The 20,451-nt window shown below is 54.7% G+C and carries 17 protein-coding genes; 8 read left to right on the plus strand and 9 right to left on the minus strand.

Features of this window, described 5'->3' with window-relative positions; translation table 11 throughout:
* The first annotated feature begins 267 nt into the window (after window positions 1-267).
* Entirely contained in the window at window positions 268-465 is a 198-nt protein-coding gene (locus P8T57_RS04720) for a hypothetical protein (RefSeq protein WP_139834699.1), read from the plus strand.
* A 195-nt stretch (window positions 466-660) separates the two neighbouring features.
* The gene (locus tag P8T57_RS04725) at window positions 661-1,401 is read left to right on the plus strand and encodes an SDR family oxidoreductase (RefSeq protein ID WP_341364750.1); all 741 of its coding nucleotides are present in this window, start codon (window positions 661-663) and stop codon (window positions 1,399-1,401) included.
* A gap of 7 nt (window positions 1,402-1,408) precedes the next feature.
* On the opposite strand, the gene P8T57_RS04730 is transcribed toward P8T57_RS04725, so the two are convergent.
* Both P8T57_RS04730 and P8T57_RS04735 read right to left on the minus strand, forming a co-directional pair.
* Window positions 1,409-2,290, minus strand: coding sequence for a 50S ribosomal protein L11 methyltransferase (locus tag P8T57_RS04730; RefSeq protein ID WP_341364751.1), 882 nt, complete (start codon window positions 2,288-2,290; stop codon window positions 1,409-1,411).
* Between the two features lie 60 nt (window positions 2,291-2,350).
* Window positions 2,351-4,708 carry a UvrD-helicase domain-containing protein gene (locus P8T57_RS04735; protein WP_007089783.1) on the minus strand — a complete coding sequence of 786 codons (2,358 nt, stop codon included), beginning with the start codon at window positions 4,706-4,708 and terminating at the stop codon, window positions 2,351-2,353.
* Window positions 4,709-4,915: 207 nt separating this feature from the next.
* Here P8T57_RS04735 and P8T57_RS04740 point away from each other — a divergent pair, with 207 nt between their 5' ends.
* The gene (locus P8T57_RS04740; RefSeq protein ID WP_341364752.1) at window positions 4,916-5,647 is read left to right on the plus strand and encodes a hypothetical protein; all 732 of its coding nucleotides are present in this window, start codon (window positions 4,916-4,918) and stop codon (window positions 5,645-5,647) included.
* A 99-nt stretch (window positions 5,648-5,746) separates the two neighbouring features.
* Here the strand turns inward: P8T57_RS04740 and P8T57_RS04745 are convergent, their stop codons facing one another.
* Entirely contained in the window at window positions 5,747-5,914 is a 168-nt protein-coding gene (locus P8T57_RS04745; RefSeq protein WP_158526677.1) for a hypothetical protein, read from the minus strand.
* Between the two features lie 338 nt (window positions 5,915-6,252).
* Here P8T57_RS04745 and P8T57_RS04750 point away from each other — a divergent pair, with 338 nt between their 5' ends.
* Window positions 6,253-6,846 (plus strand): hypothetical protein, encoded by a 594-nt coding sequence (locus tag P8T57_RS04750; protein ID WP_110252662.1) that lies wholly within the window; start codon window positions 6,253-6,255, stop codon window positions 6,844-6,846.
* A gap of 69 nt (window positions 6,847-6,915) precedes the next feature.
* Here the strand turns inward: P8T57_RS04750 and P8T57_RS04755 are convergent, their stop codons facing one another.
* Window positions 6,916-8,709, minus strand: coding sequence for a chloride channel protein (locus P8T57_RS04755; protein WP_040060074.1), 1,794 nt, complete (start codon window positions 8,707-8,709; stop codon window positions 6,916-6,918).
* Between the two features lie 299 nt (window positions 8,710-9,008).
* Here P8T57_RS04755 and P8T57_RS04760 point away from each other — a divergent pair, with 299 nt between their 5' ends.
* Entirely contained in the window at window positions 9,009-10,253 is a 1,245-nt protein-coding gene (locus P8T57_RS04760) for a multidrug effflux MFS transporter (protein ID WP_007089787.1), read from the plus strand.
* A gap of 65 nt (window positions 10,254-10,318) precedes the next feature.
* On the opposite strand, the gene metH is transcribed toward P8T57_RS04760, so the two are convergent.
* From metH to P8T57_RS04780, 4 genes are all read right to left on the minus strand, one after another.
* Window positions 10,319-12,964, minus strand: a complete 2,646-nt coding sequence (gene metH, locus P8T57_RS04765) for a methionine synthase (RefSeq protein WP_007089788.1) — start codon at window positions 12,962-12,964, stop codon at window positions 10,319-10,321.
* 35 nt (window positions 12,965-12,999) lie between these two features.
* Complete coding sequence (locus P8T57_RS04770; protein ID WP_051682355.1) at window positions 13,000-14,073, minus strand: homocysteine S-methyltransferase family protein; 1,074 nt, start codon at window positions 14,071-14,073, stop codon at window positions 13,000-13,002.
* Between the two features lie 38 nt (window positions 14,074-14,111).
* Window positions 14,112-15,014, minus strand: a complete 903-nt coding sequence (gene metF, locus P8T57_RS04775; RefSeq protein ID WP_051682354.1) for a methylenetetrahydrofolate reductase — start codon at window positions 15,012-15,014, stop codon at window positions 14,112-14,114.
* 76 nt (window positions 15,015-15,090) lie between these two features.
* Window positions 15,091-16,068, minus strand: a complete 978-nt coding sequence (locus P8T57_RS04780; protein ID WP_037991716.1) for a metalloregulator ArsR/SmtB family transcription factor — start codon at window positions 16,066-16,068, stop codon at window positions 15,091-15,093.
* Between the two features lie 305 nt (window positions 16,069-16,373).
* Here P8T57_RS04780 and P8T57_RS04785 point away from each other — a divergent pair, with 305 nt between their 5' ends.
* Window positions 16,374-17,159, plus strand: coding sequence for a VacJ family lipoprotein (locus P8T57_RS04785; protein WP_341364753.1), 786 nt, complete (start codon window positions 16,374-16,376; stop codon window positions 17,157-17,159).
* Window positions 17,160-17,173: 14 nt separating this feature from the next.
* Window positions 17,174-17,821 (plus strand): ABC transporter substrate-binding protein, encoded by a 648-nt coding sequence (locus P8T57_RS04790; RefSeq protein ID WP_258548522.1) that lies wholly within the window; start codon window positions 17,174-17,176, stop codon window positions 17,819-17,821.
* Between the two features lie 122 nt (window positions 17,822-17,943).
* Here P8T57_RS04790 and ettA read toward each other — a convergent pair whose 3' ends face one another.
* Window positions 17,944-19,626, minus strand: a complete 1,683-nt coding sequence (gene ettA, locus P8T57_RS04795; RefSeq protein WP_007089794.1) for an energy-dependent translational throttle protein EttA — start codon at window positions 19,624-19,626, stop codon at window positions 17,944-17,946.
* A 539-nt stretch (window positions 19,627-20,165) separates the two neighbouring features.
* Between ettA and P8T57_RS04800 the strand changes: the two genes are divergently transcribed.
* Window positions 20,166-20,423 (plus strand): DUF4212 domain-containing protein, encoded by a 258-nt coding sequence (locus P8T57_RS04800; RefSeq protein ID WP_007089795.1) that lies wholly within the window; start codon window positions 20,166-20,168, stop codon window positions 20,421-20,423.
* The last annotated feature ends 28 nt before the right edge of the window (window positions 20,424-20,451 follow it).

A 20,451-nucleotide genomic window follows, 5' to 3' on the forward strand; every position in this document is an offset into this window, starting at 1 on the left:
CGTTTCTATGCGTGGGGCAGCATCCGACCAAAGCTATCTAAGGGTTTTCGCTGATCACTTGCAAGATGGAATGCCATAAAACGCCTTCCTGCGCGTCAGATCAGGTCCGCAATAAACTACACCTGTTCTGGTCCTATACCACCACATGCATCATGGGTATGAAAGCCCTGCAAGCTTCGCAATGCAAATTAAGGAAAGTTTAAACTATGACATCCCGGTGACAAAAAGATGACCCGTCGGGACGTCAATTTGCAGGAGACCAAAACGGTGATCCGTTTTCCAATTACTGCCCAAAGCGTTGTTCAATCGCGTCGTCGTCAGACGGCCTATGACGGTCTTGAGCGCCTCACCCTTGCGGAAAGAGCCGCGCTCGGCCTTGATACAGGCCCTGCCAATCTGTCAGACGACGCTGAAAGCCACCATCGGGGTCAGACCCTTTCGGTAGCAGCAATGGGCAGGGAATAGGGATCAATCCCGCCCGCCTAGGTCTTTGATGCCATAGGACGCCACGCAGGATCGAAGGTTCGCGATCCTTAAGGTCTTTTTTTGTCTTTCCCTCTGAGACGGCCCTGCTACTCCACAGCAGGGCCGTTTCTTTTTGACCCCGGCATAAAACCCGCGCCATAGTGTCGCCCGACATTGATTTTCGGGGAGACATCCATGACAAAAACCGTCCTGATCACCGGCGGCTCCCGCGGGATTGGCCGTGCCACCGCCATTCTGTGCGCGCAAAACGACTGGAACGTCGCCATCAGCTATGTCGGTAACAGGGAAAGTGCCGATGAAACCTGTGCGCTGTGTGAACGGGCTGGACGAACCGGCAATGTTTTCGCCCTGAAATGCGACGTGAAATACGAACAGGACGTTGTTGACCTGTTTCAGGCAACGCTTGACCGGTTCGGCACAATTGATGCGGTTGTCAATAATGCCGGGATCGTTGCCCCCAAAAGCGATCTGGCGGATATGAGCATCGAACGGATGAAATCGGTGTTTGATACCAATGTTCTGGGGGCCTATATCGTTGCCCGCGAGGCCGCACGTGCTCTGTCAAATAGGGGCGGTTCAATCGTCAATGTATCGTCGATGGCCTCCAAACTCGGATCACCGGGCGAATATGTCGATTACGCCGGGTCCAAAGGCGCGATTGACACCCTGACCATTGGCCTTTCGAAGGAACTTGGTCCCAAAGGCATTCGCGTCAATGCGGTGCGACCGGGCATTATCGATACCGATATTCATGGCAGTGTCGGCCGCCCGGAACGGGTTGCCGAACTTGGCCCCAACTGCCCGCTTGGGCGTGCGGGCAAGGCAAACGAAGTCGCCAATCTGATTTATTGGCTACTGTCAGATGACGCGTCCTATGTCACTGGTGCGCTAATCGATATATCGGGCGGACGGTAAATGTGGCTTAGCCAACCACCAGCGTCGTCCATTCTTCGACCGGGAAACGTTTGACCAGCGACAGGCCGACATCGCGGTAGGCCGACAGGACAAACTGTTCCTGATGGGACAGAAGCCCTGAGAGAACCACATAACCGCCATCGGCCAGCGTCCCGCGCAGGTCGCGTGCCATATGGCGCAACGGGCGGGCAAGGATATTGGCACACACAATGTCGTAATAACCGGCATTGCGGATGCGAACGTCGCTAAAGCCGTTGGAATGGATCGCGGTGACCAGATCGGTGATCTTGTTGATCCGGGCATTTTCACGGGCAACGCGCACCGATGCGGCATCGATATCGGCCATCATCACCGGGCAGCGCCATGTTTTGGCACATGCCATGCCCAGAATGCCGGACCCGCAGCCCATATCAAGCGCATTGTGACGATAAGAATGTTTGGCGATCCAATCGATTGCCGCAAGGCAACCCTTGGTCGTTTGATGTTCGCCAGATCCGAATGCCAGACCGGCATCGACCTGCAAACCGGTTTTGGCCACCGGCACGCCGTCTTCCCAGTGCGAGCCATGGACATAGAACCGGCCAACCGAAATCGGCTTGAAGCTGCGCAGATTGTCGCTGACCCAGTCTTTGGGCTCGTAAGTGCCAAACTCGACGACCGGCACGTCAACACCAACGGCCGAGGCCATCAATGATACGGCGGTTTCAACCGCAGTCTTGTCAAGATGATCGCCTGAAAAGCCCTCGACCTTCCAGGGCGCGGTCGGATCGCCCGGCCGTTCGAAATGCGACAGGGCATCGCAATGCTCATACAACGCCTCGGCAAAGGCCGGGGCATATTTGCCATCGACCTCGAAGGTGAAATTATAGCAACGAACGGTTTCGATCATATCGCTTCTCGCAAGATTGCGGCGGCCATTTGACCGCACCAGAAATAATGTCCGGGCGGCTTAACCCGGCAGGATGAAACTGTCGACCACTTTCTTTGTGCCGACACCTTCGAAATGAATTTCAAGCTTGTTGCCATCGACCGACTTGACGGTGCCGGGGCCGAATTTGCGATGACGTACCGCATCGCCGACCTTGTATTTCGATGATTTCGAACTGGTGGTGTAGCTGGTTTCACCGTCCGGCTTGACGTCGATCACGTTTTTGCGCACCCGGTCCTGCCATCCCGCGCTGGCAAACCGGCGTTCACCGGTCCCGCCATAGGGGTTATAGCTTTCCGCCGGTTTGTTATCCGCCCAGCTTGGCATTTTCATCCAGTCATCGGCCCCCCATGCACCCGGCGATACATTGCCGCGATGATTGCCAAGGCCGGTATCGCTGATGCGTTCGACATGCTCGTCAGGCAATTCATCGACAAAGCGTGACGGCAGGGCCGATTGCCACTGGTTATAAATCCGCCGGTTGGCGGCATAGGAAACGGTGGCGCGTTTGCGCGCACGCGTGATGCCGACATAGGCCAGACGGCGTTCTTCCTCCAGGCCCTTGACGCCGCTTTCATCCATGGCGCGCTGATGGGGGAAAACGCCTTCTTCCCAGCCGGGCAGGAAGACATAGTCAAATTCCAACCCCTTGGCCGCATGCAGGGTCATGATGGTGACTTTTTCCTGATCGGCATTCTGTTCGTTTTCCATCACCAGCGACACATGTTCAAGGAAGCTGGTCAGGTTTTCAAACTCGCCAATTGCGGATACCAGTTCTTTGAGGTTCTCCAGACGGCCGGGCGCATCGATTTCCTTCGACGTCCGCCACATATCGGTATAGCCGCTTTCATCCAGCACCGTTTCAAGCACCGCCACATGCGACGTGGTTTCAAGCATCTCGCGCCAGCGTTTGAAATCGCCCAGCAATCCGCCAATCGCCTGACGCATTTTGGGTTTGAGTTCCTCGGTCCCGATCAGATCAAGGGCCGCCGCCGGAAGCGACACGGCCTGATCACGCGAATATTGATGCAGGGTTTGCAAGGTGGCCTTCCCCACCCCGCGCTTGGGCACATTGACGATGCGTTCAAACGCAAGGCTGTCATCAGGTTGGGCGACCATGCGGATATAAGCCAGCGCATCGCGGATTTCCTGACGTTCATAGAAACGCGGTCCGCCGACAACCCGGTACGGGATGCCCAATGTAATCAGCCGTTCCTCGAACTCGCGGGTCTGGAACCCGGCGCGAACAAGGATCGCCATCTGGGATGCACCGATGCCACGGCTTTGCAGGGCTTCGATATCCTCGCCAACCAGCCGCGCCTCGGCCTCGCCATCCCAGACACCTTTGACAAAGACCTTTTCGCCGGTATCAAGTTCGGTCCAAAGCTCCTTGCCCAAGCGACCATCGTTAAAGGTGATCAGCTTGGACGCCGCCGCCAGAATATGGGGCGTGGAACGATAATTCTGTTCCAGCCGGACGACCTTGGCGCCAGGGAAATCGGACTCGAAACGCAGAATGTTGCCGACCTCGGCCCCGCGCCAGCTATAGATCGCCTGATCGTCATCGCCGACACAGCATATATTGCGATGAACCATCGCCAGCGCACGCAGCCAAAGATATTGCGCCACGTTGGTATCCTGATATTCATCGACCAGGACATAGCGGAAGGTTTCCTGATAACGGCGCAGGATTTCCGGATGTTTCTGAAACAGGGTCAGGCAATGCAGCAAAAGATCGCCGAAATCGGCCGCATTCAGAACCGCAAGGCGTTCCTGATAGATCTTATAAAGGTATTTGGCCCCGCCATTGGCGAACTCGACACTTTCATTGACCCGTTCGGGTGAAAGCCCCTTGTCCTTCCAGCGCTGGATGATACCCATCAACTGCTTGGCCGGCCATTTTTTCTGATCGATCTGTTCGGCATCCATGATCTGCTTGAGCAGACGGACCTGATCGTCGCTATCAAGGATCGTGAAGTTTGATTGCAACCCGACCAGTTCGGCATGACGGCGCAACAGGCGGGCGGCCAGCGAATGGAACGTGCCCAGCCACCATCCTTCGACCGGACGGCCCAGCGCATGGGCAACACGTTCCTGCATTTCCTTGGCCGCACGGTTGGTAAAGGTCACGGCAAGGATTTGCTGCGGATGCAGGCGCTCAGTCTGTCCCTTGGTTTCCAGCAGATGGGCAAGGCGGGTCGTCAAAACGCGCGTTTTCCCCGTCCCGGCACCTGCCAGTACCAGCAACGGGCCATCAAGCGTTTCAACCGCTTCGCGTTGCTCGGCATTCAGATTGGCAAGGTAATCCGGTGCGGGTGCGTCCTGAAGGCGCATTTCCGGGCTTGCGGCGAATTCATCGATTTCAAAGGGATCATCCATCATGTCGGGATATATAACATGCTCTGCAAACGGGGCCAGTATTGGCATTCAATCAAGTGGCGATATCGGGTTGCTTATTGTGCAACAAATCGGGAACGTCGACCAATTTTTTCCCTGAAAAGATTTTTCCGCCTGCTTTTCTGCGCCAGTTTTTCCTGCGCCTCGCGTGAACAGTCATAACGACAATCACCACGCAAGGAGCCCCTGATGAGCGGCATCAACAGTCTCAGTGCCAGTCTTGCGCAAATATTTAGCCAAACACAATCGACCGGTAGCAGCCAGTCTACCGAAAGCAGTAGCGGCGTAGAAGGCATTGGCGGATTTGCGCTCGCCAGTGCGCAAAGCACGGCCTCGACACAGGCGGTCGACGCGGTTTCGGAAATTGCTGCCAGCGGACAAGGCAGCGTTGACCAGCTTTCCGATCAGATCAAAGCCATGCTGCTCGAAATGCAGGAAAGCACCGACACATCGGCCACCGATGGCGGTTTCGATGCGCAGCAACTGTTCGACGACCTTGATACCGATGATGACGGCTCCCTGACCAAGGATGAATTCCTGGCCGGAAAACCCGATGATGTCAGCGATGAAATGGCCGAAAACCTGTGGTCGATGATGGCGGGAAGTGATGCTAAAAGCATTTCCCAAGACGATTACCTGACAAGCATGGCACCACCACCCGGTGCCACTACGGCCACGGCAACTGCGGACGAGAGCACGGGCAGTTCATCGGACGGTGACAGTGCCGCAACATCCGATACCGAAAGTTACGATCCGCTTGATACCAACGAAGACGGTATTGTCAGCCTTGCCGAAATAATGGCCGCCTCCCCGGCCAACGGAACCGCGTCGGTCAGCAGCACAAGCAACGACGCAGCCACCACGACCAGCAACGGCCCAACACCGTTCGACAACCGTCTGATGGCGCAGTTGATGGCGTAATACCGTTCACTTCCAACGAAGCGATAGCACCAACTTTCTGCCGGCCCCCCCCGAAATCAAACCGGCAGCATTTTTTTGCCTTCACATTCAGGGACTACCTTAGAAAAGCTTGGGCGGCGCATCACCGCGCTCTTCGCTTTGCAGTTCCAGAAGCGCGTTGTTATAGGCCATCATCGCGTCCTTTTCATGGACGAAGCCCACCATCAGGCGTTCTTCCTCGTTATTGATCACCGGATCGTTGGATGCTCGCGCAACGCGCGCCCCCAATCAGATAAACGTGCATCTATTGCCTCCACACCCGGTATAATTCATGCGGTCGGTATCATAGGCTTGTTGCGTATCACCTTGCACTTATCCAATCGTCCGTAAGGGTTGGCAGGTTATAACCTGTTGGATAATGGGCAAATTATGCCGCCCAAGACACACAAAGCCCTGACGCCGGATATGTTTGGCGCAATACAAGGTTACTGACATCAGCAGACCTTTGGAAAAGTGCCAATGGTCTTGAAGTTGCATGAATTTTTCCGGTTCGCGTTACACCCTGCAAAAGGTTCGCCTTTTGTGTGGTGTAGTGCTGTGTACATCCATGAAGAAGGATATTTTTCATGAACAGTCTTCTTGGATTGGGATTTGGGCTACCGGTAACGTCGCCCAACACCTCAGTATCTAAGGATGGTGGACCCGAAGGTATCGACAAATACAGCGCATTTAGCGCAACACCTCAAAGCAGCAAATCTGCACAACCGACCTTTTATGGCACCAAATTCGGCGATTTGTCTGATGCGGTGCAGGCGGTCATGCTGGAAATGCAAGCAACCGGAAGCGGATCGACATCCTTTGCCGATGCAATGGCCAATGTTGCAGAACAAGGCAAGGATGCCACTTCCGGCGAGGAGGCCTCCAAGGGGGTCTTCTCGTCAAATTCTGATCCGGCCAAAAACGATCCTGCATTTGCTGAGCAGGATGCCGAGGAAGAATTCAAATCTGCCGTTCGTGACAGCTTGACCCCGCCATCGAAGGAGGACAAACGTAACGAAACGGCAGAAATTGAGGCCCGTAAAGAAAATCAGGAAATCGATATTGCCGCCCAACAGGCTGCAAACGATCTTCCTGAAAACGTTGCCGGTCTTGATAGTCGTGTTGCAGCCCAGGTCATGTCCGGTCGGCCGGGTCAAACCCAACCTGCACTGGCCGCCTGATAGTATTGGCCACAGAACCTTGAACGGAGCAGCGCATATAAGCGCTGCTCTTTTTCATCACGGATCGGACTAGAACAGCTTGGGCGGCGCATCACCGCGCTCTTCGCTTTGCAGTTCCAGAAGCGCGTTGTTATAGGCCATCATCGCGTCCTTTTCATGGACGAAACCGACCATCAGGCGTTCTTCGTCATTATTGATCACCGGCAGGTGTTCCTCGCCGGTTTGTTCCATCAAACGCACGGCCTTTTCGATACTGTCGGTCCTAAGCAGGACCGGCGGCTTGGATCGGGCGACCTGGCCTGCGGTAACTTCTTCGCCCATCGTCGGGTCAAATGCGGCATGGCGCAGATCTGCCAGTGTGATCGTGCCATGCAACCGGCCATCATCATCAACAACAAACAGTTCGGAATAGGGGGCGTTAATCAGTTTTTCCCGTATTCCCGGCATGCCTTCGACAAGCGGCACGGTTTCGTATTCCGCCTTCATGATGTCGGCGACCTTCATCATGCGCAGCAAATTGACTTCCCTGCCCCATCGGGTTGAAAGCCCCCTGCATTTAAGCTGCCACGCGAAAAACGACCCGCCCTGAAACTGATCCATGATGACCGATGCAATCACCGATGCCACCATCACCGCAATGGTCAGGGCATAGTCGCCCGTCAGCTCAAACATCATCAGGGTGGTTGAAATCGGTGCTCCCAGCATGGCAGCGGCGACCGCCCCCATCCCGATCAGCGTATAAGCACCATAGCCCGATGAAAGGTCGGGGAAAACTGCCGTTGCCGTAATCCCAAAAGCCCCGCCCAGCATCGCCCCCAGGAAAAGGGCGGGGCTGAAAATGCCGCCCGCAAAGCCCATACCGATGCAGATCGCGACCATCGCGGCCTTTATAAACAAAAGCTGCATCAGGAATGACCAGTCATAAGCACCGTAAAGCGCATCATTCATTGCGCTGTATCCAACCCCGACAATCTGGGGAAACTGGATCGCAACGATACCAATCACAAGCCCCGCCACCGCAGGCCGTAACCAAAGCGGAATTTTGGATGCCTTGGCGGCCTTCTGCACCACCGGTATCGCGCGTGTTACGCAGATTGCGGTAATTCCCGCGGTGATGCCCAAAAGGATAAAAGCCGGAAATTCAAGGAAGGACTGGATTTCGTGGGCGGGCAGCAAAAAGGCAACATCGGCACCATAATAAAGCCGGGTTATGATCGTGCCAGTCACAGATGCCAGAACAATCGGGGCAAATGCCGTTAATGCGTAGTGGCCAAGGGCCACTTCATGGGCAAACAAGGCCCCGGCCAGCGGCGCATTGAACGATGCCGCCACCGCCGATGCAACACCACAGCCAAGCAAAGTACGCGAAGCGCCGCGTCTTAAATGCAGTATCCGCGCAAGCCACGCACCGAAGGATGCCCCCATATGGGCAACCGGCCCCTCTCGGCCCAGTGACGATCCGGCTCCCAGTGACACAGCACTGACAAATGCGCTTTTGATCCCGCAACGCGATGACATGCGCGCATCGTGAAAGGCCACCGCGTCAATCAGGTCGGCAACACCGTGCGGGCGTTTTTCCGGCAGAAATTTATAGATGAATATGCCGACAAAAAGTCCGCCCAGTGTCGGGGCCGCCATCAGATGCCAGAATGGCAGATCGACAAGATAGTGATGAAGGGCCTCGTCCCCGGTGCCATAAACCAGTGCCTGAAAAAACAGCAATCCTTCGCGAAACACGATTGTTCCGCCCCCGGCCATGGCCCCGACCACCAATGCCAGTATCGACAGCACAAGCTGTTCGCTTTTGACAAGGCGACGCAGTTGACTGAGCAGTTGGTTGGACTTGAAAAGCTTTTCGGCCATATCGGGTTACCGGCGGGAACGGGTGAAACAGGATGTGATCATATGATTACAAGTTCCTGCGAATAAAAGGTAAAGGTCGGCAAATCCAATATTTTTTGCCACTATCAGCATTTTTCAGGCACAAATGATGACCTTTGTTCGTTCAAAATGCTGTTTTGAGTGGGGAATGACCTGCCTTTCAAAAAACCATCATTGATCTTGCAACGAAAAATAACGCATGTTTGTTGCAATACAGGCCTTTTGGCTGGCGGGACTTGGCCGCACACAACAACAAATTCCTTTTTCAGGACTTCCGATAAATGACTGAAAGTCAAAAATCGGGCGCCACCATCGCCCGTCCGCTCCCCGGTTTTGTCGAATTCGTGGTATTGATGGCGATCACGATTGGTCTGGTCGCGCTTTCGATCGATAACCTGTTACCGGCATTCGGCCCGATTGCCACCGATTACGGCATAGAAGACGGCAACCGCATGCAGTTGCTGATCTATGTCTTCATGATTGCCTTTGGCCTGATGCAGATCGTTTATGGCCCGCTGGCCGACAGCTTTGGCCGCAAGCGCATCTTGATGCTGGGTCTTTCGATTTATGCCATCGGCACGGTCATGGCGATTTTTGCCGACAGTTATGACCACCTTCTGATCGCGCGTTTCGTTCAAGGACTTGGCGCGGCGGCCCCGCGCGTCCTGACGATTGCGATCACGCGTGACTGTTTCGAAGGCCGCGAAATGGCGCGTGTCATGTCGTTCGTGATGATGATCTTTATCATCGTGCCGGTCTTTGCCCCGGCATCGGGCAGCCTGATCCTGGCGCTTGCCAACTGGCACATGATTTTTGTCAGCACCCTTGTGCTGGCGATCATTATTGCCGTCTGGTACAGCCTGCGGATGCCCGAAACACTGCATCCGGAATACCGGCACAAACTGTCACTCAGCCGGATTGCGCGCGATATCAAAACCACCATCACCAACCGCCAGACGCTGGGTTATGCAACGGCGATGGGGCTGATGTTTGCCTGTCTGATGGCTTATATCGGATCGGCACAGCAGATTTTCGAAACCGAGGTTTACGGACTTGGCGTCTGGTTCCCGCTGGTGTTCGGGATGATCGCCGCCTGCATGAGCGTTTCATCCTTCGTCAATGCCCGGCTTGTGCGCAAGATCGGGATGCACAAACTCTCCCAGGGCGGGCTTCTGGTGATGGCAATCAGCAGCCTGATCAATCTGGGCATTGCATTTGCCTTTGACGGTACCCCGCCGCTTCCGGTGTTTGGTGTGGGTCTTACGGTCACACTGTTCTGTTTTTCCATGACCATGCCAAACTTCAATTCGCTGGCGATGGAACCGGTAGGCCGGATTGCAGGTACCGCATCCTCGATGATCGGGGTTTACAGCACCCTGATCGGCGTTGTCGCGGGCGGCATCATCGGTCAGCAGTTCAATGGCACGGTGATCCCGCTGGTGGGCGGCTATCTGGCTCTTGCCGTGCTGGCCATCATCATTGTCGGCATCACCGAACGCGGGAAGTTTTTCCACGCGACACATTGATCACCGACCAAATGTAAAAAAGCCCCGCAGCCGGAAAGCTGCGGGGCTTTTTTGGTTCTGTACGATCACGCCTGACGCGGATCGTAATTCAGGTTCGGTGCCAGCCAACGTTCGGCTTCGGCCAAAGTCATGCCCTTGCGCTCGGCATAGCTTTCGACCTGATCGCGTTCGATCTTGCCAAGACCGAAATATTTGGCTTCGGGATGGGCGAAATAGAACCCGCTGACCGAGGATGCCGGGGTCATGGCACAGCTTTCGGTCAGTCTGACACCGACATTCTTTTCGGCATCAAGCAACTGCCACAGCGTACGCTTTTCCGTATGTTCCGGGCAGGCAGGATAGCCCGGTGCCGGACGAATACCGCGATAGTTTTCGGCAATCAGTTCCGCATTCGGAAGGTTTTCATCCGCCGCATAACCCCAAAGTTCCTTACGCACCTTTTCATGCATGCGTTCGGCAAAGGCCTCGGCAAAGCGATCACCCAGCGCCTTGACCAGAATGGCGTTGTAATCGTCATGCTCGGCTTCAAGCTTTTTGGCGATTTCTTCGACCTGCGGCCCGGCGGTAACGACAAAGCCACCGATATAGTCGGTCTTACCGGATTCCTTTGGCGCGATATAATCGGCAAGGGCCCGGTTCGGACGTTTGTTGTTTTCACGGAACATCTGCTGGCGAAGCGTGCGCAGCATCACCGGTTCGTTCTGATCAGGTGCCGGGGTGACTTCGATATCGTCACCCACCGAATTGGCTGGCCAGATCCCGACGACCGCACAGGGCTTGAACCATTTTTCATCGACAATGCGTTTAAGCATCGCCTTGGCGTCTTCATAAAGACCGCGCGCGGTTTCGCCGACTTTCTCGTCATTCAGAATATCGGGGAAACGGCCATGCAGTTCCCAGGTTTCAAAGAACGGTTTCCAGTCAAACCGTTCAACCAGTTCGGCCAGATCAAAGGTTTCAAACCGGGTAATGCCCGGTTTGACCGGTGCGGGAATATCGTAGGCATCCCAATCAAGCTGCAACTTGTTGGCGCGTGCGTCCGCAATGGCAAAACGTTTTTTCTGCAATTGCTGGGCGGCGTGTTTTTCCGCCATCGCGATATATTCCGCACGGATTTCGGCGGCGAACCGTTCCCGGTGGGTTTCAGATACAAGCTGGCTTGCAACCCCCACCGCACGCGATGCGTCAATCACGTAAACCACCGACTTGTTATAGTTCGGGGCGATCTTGACCGCGGTATGGACCTTGGATGTGGTTGCGCCACCAATCAGAAGCGGGATATTGAGCCCTTCGCGTTCCATTTCGGCCGCGACATAGGTCATTTCTTCAAGCGATGGCGTGATCAGGCCAGAAAGACCGATCATGTCGACCTTTTCGGCCTTGGCGGTTTCGATGATTTTCTGGGTCGGCACCATCACGCCAAGGTCAAGGACCTCGAAATTGTTACATTGCAGGACCACGCCCACAATGTTCTTGCCGATGTCATGGACATCGCCTTTGACCGTCGCCAGCAGGATTTTGCCGTTGGTTTCGCGTACACCGTCCTTTTCTTCCTCGATGAACGGGATCAGGTAAGCAACGGCCTTTTTCATTACGCGCGCGGATTTGACCACCTGCGGCAGGAACATCTTGCCCGCACCAAACAGATCGCCAACCACATTCATGCCGTCCATCAGCGGCCCTTCGATAACGTGAAGGGGCTTATCAGCCTGTTGGCGGGCTTCTTCGGTGTCTTCTTCGACGAACTCGGCAATGCCGTTAACCAGCGCATGGGCCAGTCGTTCATTGACCGGCTTTTTGCGCCATTCGAGATCGGCCTTTTTCTCCGGCCCGCCGGTGCCCTTGTATTTTTCGGCAACTTCAAGCAAACGGTCGGTCGCATCCGGACGACGGTTCAGGATCACGTCCTCGACCCGTTCACGCAATTCAGCCGGGATTTCCTCATACACCACGAGCTGACCGGCATTGACGATGCCCATATCCATACCGGCCTGCGTTGCATAATACAGGAACACGGAATGCATCGCTTCGCGGACCGGGTTGTTGCCCCTAAACGAGAAGGAAACGTTGGAAACACCTCCGGAAATCTTGGCGTATGGCAGGCGTTCCTTGATCAGCTTGCAGGCTTCGATGAAATCGACGGCATAATTGTCGTGCTCCTCGATCCCGGTCGCAACCGCAAAGATGTTCGGATCGAAAATGATATCTTCGGGCGGGAAGCCGACCTTGTCGACCAGCACGCGATAGCTGCGTTCGCAAATCTCGATCTTGCGGGTGACGGTATCGGCCTGCCCTTTTTCATCAAACGCCATCACGACGACGGCGGCACCATAACGGCGCAGAAGGCGTGCCTGCTTGATGAAGGGTTCCTCGCCTTCTTTCAGGCTGATCGAGTTGACGATCCCCTTACCCTGAAGACATTTCAGACCGGCTTCGATCACGTTCCATTTGGAACTGTCGATCATGATCGGCACGCGGGCAATATCGGGTTCGGCCGCCAGAAGATTAACGAATTTGACCATCGCCGTTTCGGCATCCAGCATCGCATCATCCATATTGATGTCGATGATCTGTGCGCCGTTTTCGACCTGCTGACGGGCAACCTCAAGGGCTGCGTCGTAATTTTCCTCGACGATCAGGTTTTTGAACTTGATCGATCCTGCGACGTTCGTGCGTTCGCCGATATTGATGAATCTTGAAATGTCACTCATGGGTCTGTTCGATCTCTTTTTTCAGCTTCCCGGCATCAGGCGGCGTTGAATGGTTCCAGGCCCGAAAGACGCATTTTCGGTTCAATCACAGGCAATTTGCGCGGGGTCGCATTTGCCACCGCATCGGCAATCGCCTTGATATGGGGCGGCGTCGTGCCACAGCACCCGCCCAGCAGATTGACCATGCCGGTATCGGCCCATTCCTTGACCAAGGCCGCCATTTCGGCATCCGATTGATCATATTCACCGAACTCGTTGGGCAGGCCCGCATTGGGATAAACCGAAACACGGCATTCGGCAATGCGCGACAGTTCCTGCACATAGGGGCGCAACTGTGCCGCCCCCAATGCACAGTTAAGCCCGATCGAGAACGGCTTGGCATGACGGACCGAATTATAAAACGCCTCGGTCGTCTGCCCCGAAAGGGTCCGGCCAGAGGCATCGGTGATCGTGCCCGAAATCAGAACCGGTACATCTTCACCACGTTCTTCAAGCACTTCGTCGATGGCAAATAACGCAGCCTTGGCATTGAGCGTATCGAAAATGGTTTCCACCAGAAGCGTATCCGCCCCGCCATCCAGAAGACCGTTCACAGCTTCCTTATAGGCTTCGCGCAGCTGATCAAAATTAACCCCGCGGAAACCCGGATTGTTCACATCGGGCGAGATTGATGCGGTGCGGTTGGTCGGGCCGATGGCACCGTTGACAAAGCGCACATCGCCGGGATGGGCGGCTTCCCATTCATCGCAGGCCGCGCGCGCGATTTTCGCACTTTCGTAATTGATCTCGTAGGCAAGGCTTTCCATGCCGTAATCGGCCTGCGCAATCGTCGTCGCACTAAAGGTATTGGTCCCCTGAAGGTCCGCACCCGCGGCAATATATTGCAGATGGATATCCTTGATGATGTCTGGCTGGGTCAATGACAGCAAGTCGTTATTGCCCTTCACATCCTGTTTCCAGTCGGCAAAGCGTTCACCGCGATAATCTTCCTCGGTCAGCTTGTGCTTCTGGATCATGGTGCCCATCGCACCATCAAGGATCAGGATTTTGTTTTCGGCCCGTTTACGCAGCAGGGCAATGCGTTCCTTGCGGTCATTCATCATCGTCATCCAGTCGTTTTGATCATGCAGGCTTTCTGGCGGGTGGTTCAGGCAGCGGCCTGTGCAACACCGCGAATACCCAACGCATGACAGATGGCATATGTCAGTTCGGCACGGTTTAACGTATAGAAATGGAATTCGGTAACACCTTCGGCCATCAGACCCTCGACCTGTGAAATGGCTTCGTGGAAGGCGACCATGCGGCGCGTATCGGGATCTTCGTCAAGGTCTTCAAACCGCCAATGCAGGCGCTTGGGCACCGATGCCCCGCACATATCGGCAAATTTCAAAAGCGATCCGAAATTGGTCACCGGCAGGATACCCGGCACAATCGGTGCGGTGATCCCGGCAGCAACACATTTGTCACGGAATCGAAGGAACACCTCGTTATCAAAGAAGAACTGCGTGATCGCGCGGTTCGCACCGGCATCGATCTTGTGCTTAAGATATTCGATTTCGAAATCGGCACTGGGCGCATCCGGGTGGGTTTCCGGATAGGCCGAAACCGAAATATCGAAATCCGCAATCCGCTTAAGCCCTTCGACCAGATCAACCGCATAAGGATATCCCCCCGGCGTCGGCACATATTTATCGCCCGCATCAGGCAGGTCACCGCGCAGGGCAACAATCGAACGGATGCCTTCATCCCAGTAGTTGCGCGCGATACCTTCAATTTCTTCCTTGGTGTGCCCAACACAGGTCAGGTGGGCGGCCGCCGGAATGCCGGTTTCGCCCTGAATGCGGGTGACACTGCTATGCGTGCGGTCACGGGTTGACCCGCCTGCCCCATAGGTTACCGAAACAAAAGACGGGTTCAACGGGGCCAGACGGTGGATCGAACGCCACATGGTTTCTTCCATCTTTTCCGTTTTCGGCGGAAAGAATTCGAACGAAATCCGCAAATCGCTGCGGGATGTTCCCTGTGGTGCGATGTCGTTTTTAACCGTCATTCTTTTAATCCTGTCTTGTCGTTCCGGTGGAACGGGTCGTTATTCATCATTATTATGGTATCAAGCTGCCGGTTTGTTACTCGGCAGCTTCGTTATGATTGTTCGTTATCTGCGACTTCTGTTCCTTTGCGGACGCATGTGCAGACCAGATTCGCACCGTCAGGGGCTTGCCCGGCAGGCTTATGACATCGCCGGGCGAAAGTTCACATGCGCGAAACCACGTATTGATCGCCCCGTCTTCAAAGCCAAGCCGCCGATGCGCGTGCTCTTCACGCAGTTCTTCGCGGTCATGGGTTGCAAAATCAACCACCACCAGCCTGCCATTAGGCGCCAGAACGCGGGCAGCTTCGGCGATGGCGGCTTCGGGGCGTTCGGCGTAATGCAGCACCTGATGCAGGGTCACAACATCAAACATTCCGGCCGGATAAGGCAGTTGATACATATCGGCCTGCCGTACCAGACAGTTCGAAAGATCGGCGCGCTGCAAGCGTGCGCGTGCGACCGCCAGCATCTCGCGCGACATATCAACACCGACACCTTCTTCGGCCGTTTTGCCCAGAAGCTCCAGAATCCGGCCCGTACCGGTCCCGATATCAAGAATACGGCCCCCGGAAAGATCGCCGATGGCGTCAACAAGCGCCCGTTCGACCACCGCTTCGTCGATATGAAGTGACCGGATTCGATCCCAGTCATCGGCATTGGCACGGAAATATTCCGTCGCAATCTGTTCGCGCTGCGCCTTGACCTGCTCAAGCCGGGTACGATCAAGTAAGAGGGTTTCGTCATCGCGGGGCAACAGATCAAGAACCGGCTGCAACAGTTCGGCCCCCGGACCTGTATTGGGTGTGCGATAAAAAACCCATGTCCCTTCACGGAATCGGACAAGCAAACCGGCTTCGCACAGCAATTTCAGATGACGTGACACACGCGGCTGGCTCTGCCCGATGATCTGGGTGATCTCGCTGACCGTCAGTTCGCATTCGGCACAGATCGCCAGCAGGCGAAGACGTGTCGCCTCTGCCGCCGCGCGTAACCTTGCAAGGACCTGTTCCATTTCGCCACCTCCGCTAACTCCGAAAAGACATAAAGATATGTTTATATTTAATCAAGACCTATTTACCCACCCCAAAGGGGTATGGCAAAAAAGCAACACGCCAAATCCCATTGATCGGGCACATAATTTTGTGTGCTGGTGTTTAAACTTTCCCTATGCTAACCACATTGGTATCTGAGACGTGCGCGATGCATGGTCCTGTTTTCTTCGCGGGCAACAGGACAGGTAGCGTTTTTGAAATCCCGATTTCAAAAACGTCTCGGGGTCGGGGAAAGTTTGTATCGAAAATCGTTTGGCAAAAAATAATGAAGCTTCGAACTTTGCTTTCGCTGTGCGCTGGTGCATCTCTGTCCATGCTGACAGCATGCGCGTCCACCCAGCCGGCACAGGACATGAGTGACTATGACCCTCTCGAACCGGTGAACCGGGTCGTGCACGGGGTTAATGGTGCCGTAGACTTTATGGTCCTTTACCCAGCCGCCATGTGGTATCGCGACATTGCACCGCAGCCGGTAAAAACCGCTGTCCGCAGTTTTGTGCGCAACATCGGCGAGCCGGTGAATGCATTGAACTCGCTGCTGCAAGGGGAACCTGATCAGGCGGCTGACACTGTTCAGCGCTTCATCATGAACACCACAATCGGCTTCCTTGGTTTCAATGATGTGGCTGCCGATTTCGGCATCGAATATCATTCAGAAGATTTCGGCCAGACTCTTGGCCATTACGGTATCGGCGGCGGTCCTTACATCGTCCTGCCGCTGCTTGGTCCGTCGAACTTGCGTGATACGACCGGCATTGCCGTTGATTACGTGGCAAACCCGATGACCTGGGGCAGCCGAAACAGCGATACCCTTGATAATCTCTATCTTGGTTCGCTGGCTTTGACCGCACTTGACGCGCGCTATCGCACGCTCAACCAGCTCAACGAATTGCAACAGACGTCGATTGACTATTATGCTGCATTGCGTAGCCTGTACCGTCAGCAACGCAACGCCGCCATTCGGAACGGTGCAGATCCTTCGGCACCGAATTTCGAAGACGAAAGCGCTTCTGCCGACTTCGACGATGCGTTTGAAGCTGCGGCAAATTAATGGTTTGATCGAACATGAAAAGCAGATTTACGATTCCCGCACTGGCGGCAGCAATCGTTAGCACGACCGGCCTTCTGGCCGGTCCTGCATTTGCAGGTAATGCAAACACCGCGCCGTCCCTGACGGTAGAGGTCGCTGTAAGCAGCAACGCATCCGAGGTAATCAAGACTCTTGCGAATGAAGCGATTATCGGACTGACCGACCAGTCGCTTAGCAACGATACCCGTCGGCAGAACTTTGTTGCGCTGATGGACCGTTACTTCGCAATGGATGTGATTTCCCGGTTTGTTCTGGGACGTTACTGGCGCTCGATCTCCGAGGAAGAACTCAACGAGTTCGCCGATCTTCTTCAGGACTATCTGGCGCTTAACTACGCCAGCCAGTTCAAGGATTTCAATGGCGAGCAGTTCGTTGTCGGCGACGAGAAACAGCAGAACAAGGATACCTTCGTCAATTCGCAGTTTGTCCGCCCGGATGGTCCGCCGGTTTCGATTATCTGGCGTTTGCGCGAATTTGGCGACGAGTACAAAATCATCGACGTCACCGTCGAAGGGCTGAGCATGGGCATCACCCAGCGCGACGAATTCACCGCCGTCATCCAGAAAAACGGCGGCAAGGTCTCTGCGCTGACCGAAAATCTGCGCGAAAAAGTCGGAAAATAACTCCGTCACGACCGTTACGGAAATCAAAAGCCACCGGCGATTTTCCGGTGGCTTTTTTAATGCATCCCCCAGATGGGGATAATGAAAGGCCGCCCGGCAGGAAAGTGGGCGGCCTTTTATTGTTAACCGCGCGTCAGCGGCTTGTATTTGATGCGATGCGGGCGGTCGGCCGCGTCACCGTAACGGCGTTTATAATCCGCTTCGTATTCCTGATAGTTGCCTTCGAACCATTCGACATGCGAATTGCCTTCGTAAGCCAGGATGTGGGTCGCGATACGGTCAAGGAAGAAACGATCGTGCGAGATAACCACGGCACAACCGGCAAATTCCAGCAGACCTTCTTCAAGCGCGCGAAGCGTATCGACATCAAGATCGTTGGTCGGTTCGTCAAGCAGCAGAACGTTAGAACCGGATTTCAGCATCTTGGCAAGATGAACGCGGTTACGTTCACCACCGGAAAGCTGCCCGACCTTTTTCTGCTGATCCGCCCCCTTGAATGCAAACTGCGACACATAGGCGCGCGAGCTCATCGGGCGTTTACCCAGAAGGATTTCGTCCAGACCGTCGGAAACTTCCTGCCAGACGGTTTTGTTCGGATCAAGCGAGTCACGCGACTGATCGACATAGCCCATCTTGACCGTTTCACCGATCTTGAGCGTACCAGCATCGGGTGTATCGCTGCCGGTCAGCATTTTGAACAAAGTGGTTTTACCCGCACCGTTCGGACCGATCACACCAACAATCCCGCCCGGCGGCAGACGGAAATGCAGATCATCAAACAGAAGCTTGTCACCAAATGCCTTGGTCAGGCCTTCAGCAGTGATCACCTCGTTACCAAGGCGTTCGGCAATCGGAATAACAATCTTGGTTGAATCCGGAACCGCCTTTGCGGCTTCGGCAACGAGATCGTCATAGGCACGAACACGGGCCTTGGATTTCGCCTGACGGCCTTTCGGGTTCTGACGGATCCAGTCCAGTTCGGATGCCAGCTGTTTCTGACGGCTACCTTCCTGACGGGCTTCCTGTTCCAGACGCTTCTGCTTCTGTTCCAGCCAGGATGAATAGTTGCCTTCATACGGGATACCCTGACCACGGTCGAGTTCAAGAATCCAGCCGGTAACGTTATCAAGGAAGTAACGATCGTGGGTAACCAGAATGACAGTACCCTGATAATCTTCAAGGTGACGTTCCAGCCACGCAACCGATTCCGCATCCAGATGGTTGGTCGGTTCGTCAAGCAGCAGAATGTCGGGCTTTGCAAGCAACAGACGGCAAAGCGCGACACGGCGGCGTTCGCCACCGGAAAGCTTGGTCACATCTGAATCCTTGGGCGGGCAACGCAGCGCATCCATGGCGATATCAAGCGTACGCTCAAGATCCCAGCCATTGGCCGCATCAATGCGTTCCTGCAATTCCCCCTGCTCGGCGAGGAGATTATTCATCTCGTCATCGGTCATCGGCTCGCCAAAGGCCATGCTGATTTCATTGAAACGTGCGAGATCGTCAACGATCTGACCGCAACCTTCCATGACGTTGCCCAGAACATCCTTTTCCGGGTTCAGCTGCGGTTCCTGTTCAAGGTAACCGACGCGAACACCTTCGGCTGGCCATGCTTCGCCAGAATAATCCTTTTCGATGCCCGCCATGATTTTAAGCAGGGTCGATTTACCGGCACCGTTGTTCCCGAGAACACCGATTTTCACGCCCGGCAGGAAGGACAGCGTAATGCCTTTGAAAAGTTCGCGACCGCCCGGAAGGATCTTGGTCAGGTCCTTCATGACGTAGATATACTGGTAGGATGCCATTAAATTCCCCATCCAAAATGTGAGAAATCCCGGACCATGCCGGGACATGCGGATCGCCGCCTTGCGACCATCCAGAAAGCTTTGCCCGTTTGTAACCGACCGGCCCCTTACAAACAATGACAAACAATCGCAATCGCTGTGATGCGCTTTGAATCTGCATCGGTGGAAACGACGCGGGCAAAACCGCGCCCGGAAATACACCTCTCGGGGCAAAATCAACCGTTAATAATGCATAATCAAGCAAATATACGCGTATTTCGATTAAAAACAGGCTGCCATTGTGCAACGCAGAAAAACATCGAAAAAATGGCGGTTTTGGTAGGTTTTTGCAGCATTTCCAGCAGGTTGAGAACTCCGTGTGCGCGAATGTCTACGACTAATGATTAGCTTCTTGCGCATTCTGAAAACTGTTATCGAATTCGTTGGCAATGGTGCGTGCAAACACCACCACTGCATCAAAAGCAGGCGGACCGGCACAAAAAAAGAACTCAATAGCCGGTCGGCAGGGAAGTTTTCATTTTCTAGGAAGGAGACGCGCTATGGATGAGCAAAGCGCAGCCTACTGGAAGCGAAACGTAAAACTGGTGACCACCTTGTTGATCATCTGGTTTGTCGTTTCCTACGGTTTCGGCATCTTGTTTGTCGATGTGATGAACAACATCAAGATTGCGGGCTTTGAACTCGGGTTCTGGTTCGCCCAACAGGGGTCCATTTACGTCTTTGTCGCGTTGATTTTCGTTTACGTGTCCAAGATGAACAAACTGGACCGTGAATTCGACGTTCGCGAAGACGACTGACGTCGGTGAAAATTCCGGATCCGGGGAG

The organism is Thalassospira sp. SN3W, from assembly GCF_038070535.1.
Classification (GTDB): domain Bacteria; phylum Pseudomonadota; class Alphaproteobacteria; order Rhodospirillales; family Thalassospiraceae; genus Thalassospira; species Thalassospira xiamenensis.

Bases quoted from the DNA above. Each gene is read 5' to 3' on its own strand.
- P8T57_RS04725 (WP_341364750.1), top strand. From the start codon at position 661: ATGACAAAAACCGTCCTGATCACCGGCGGCTCCCGCGGGATTGGCCGT.
- P8T57_RS04790 (WP_258548522.1), top strand. From the start codon at position 17,174: ATGAAAAGCAGATTTACGATTCCCGCACTGGCGGCAGCAATCGTTAGC.
- P8T57_RS04730 (WP_341364751.1), bottom strand. From the start codon at position 2,290: ATGATCGAAACCGTTCGTTGCTATAATTTCACCTTCGAGGTCGATGGC.
- metH (WP_007089788.1), bottom strand. From the start codon at position 12,964: ATGAGTGACATTTCAAGATTCATCAATATCGGCGAACGCACGAACGTC.
- P8T57_RS04750 (WP_110252662.1), top strand. From the start codon at position 6,253: ATGAACAGTCTTCTTGGATTGGGATTTGGGCTACCGGTAACGTCGCCC.
- P8T57_RS04760 (WP_007089787.1), top strand. From the start codon at position 9,009: ATGACTGAAAGTCAAAAATCGGGCGCCACCATCGCCCGTCCGCTCCCC.
- metF (WP_051682354.1), bottom strand. From the start codon at position 15,014: ATGACGGTTAAAAACGACATCGCACCACAGGGAACATCCCGCAGCGAT.
- P8T57_RS04740 (WP_341364752.1), top strand. From the start codon at position 4,916: ATGAGCGGCATCAACAGTCTCAGTGCCAGTCTTGCGCAAATATTTAGC.
- P8T57_RS04785 (WP_341364753.1), top strand. From the start codon at position 16,374: ATGAAGCTTCGAACTTTGCTTTCGCTGTGCGCTGGTGCATCTCTGTCC.
- P8T57_RS04735 (WP_007089783.1), bottom strand. From the start codon at position 4,708: ATGGATGATCCCTTTGAAATCGATGAATTCGCCGCAAGCCCGGAAATG.
- P8T57_RS04780 (WP_037991716.1), bottom strand. From the start codon at position 16,068: ATGGAACAGGTCCTTGCAAGGTTACGCGCGGCGGCAGAGGCGACACGT.
- P8T57_RS04770 (WP_051682355.1), bottom strand. From the start codon at position 14,073: ATGACGATGATGAATGACCGCAAGGAACGCATTGCCCTGCTGCGTAAA.
- ettA (WP_007089794.1), bottom strand. From the start codon at position 19,626: ATGGCATCCTACCAGTATATCTACGTCATGAAGGACCTGACCAAGATC.
- P8T57_RS04800 (WP_007089795.1), top strand. From the start codon at position 20,166: ATGGATGAGCAAAGCGCAGCCTACTGGAAGCGAAACGTAAAACTGGTG.
- P8T57_RS04755 (WP_040060074.1), bottom strand. From the start codon at position 8,709: ATGGCCGAAAAGCTTTTCAAGTCCAACCAACTGCTCAGTCAACTGCGT.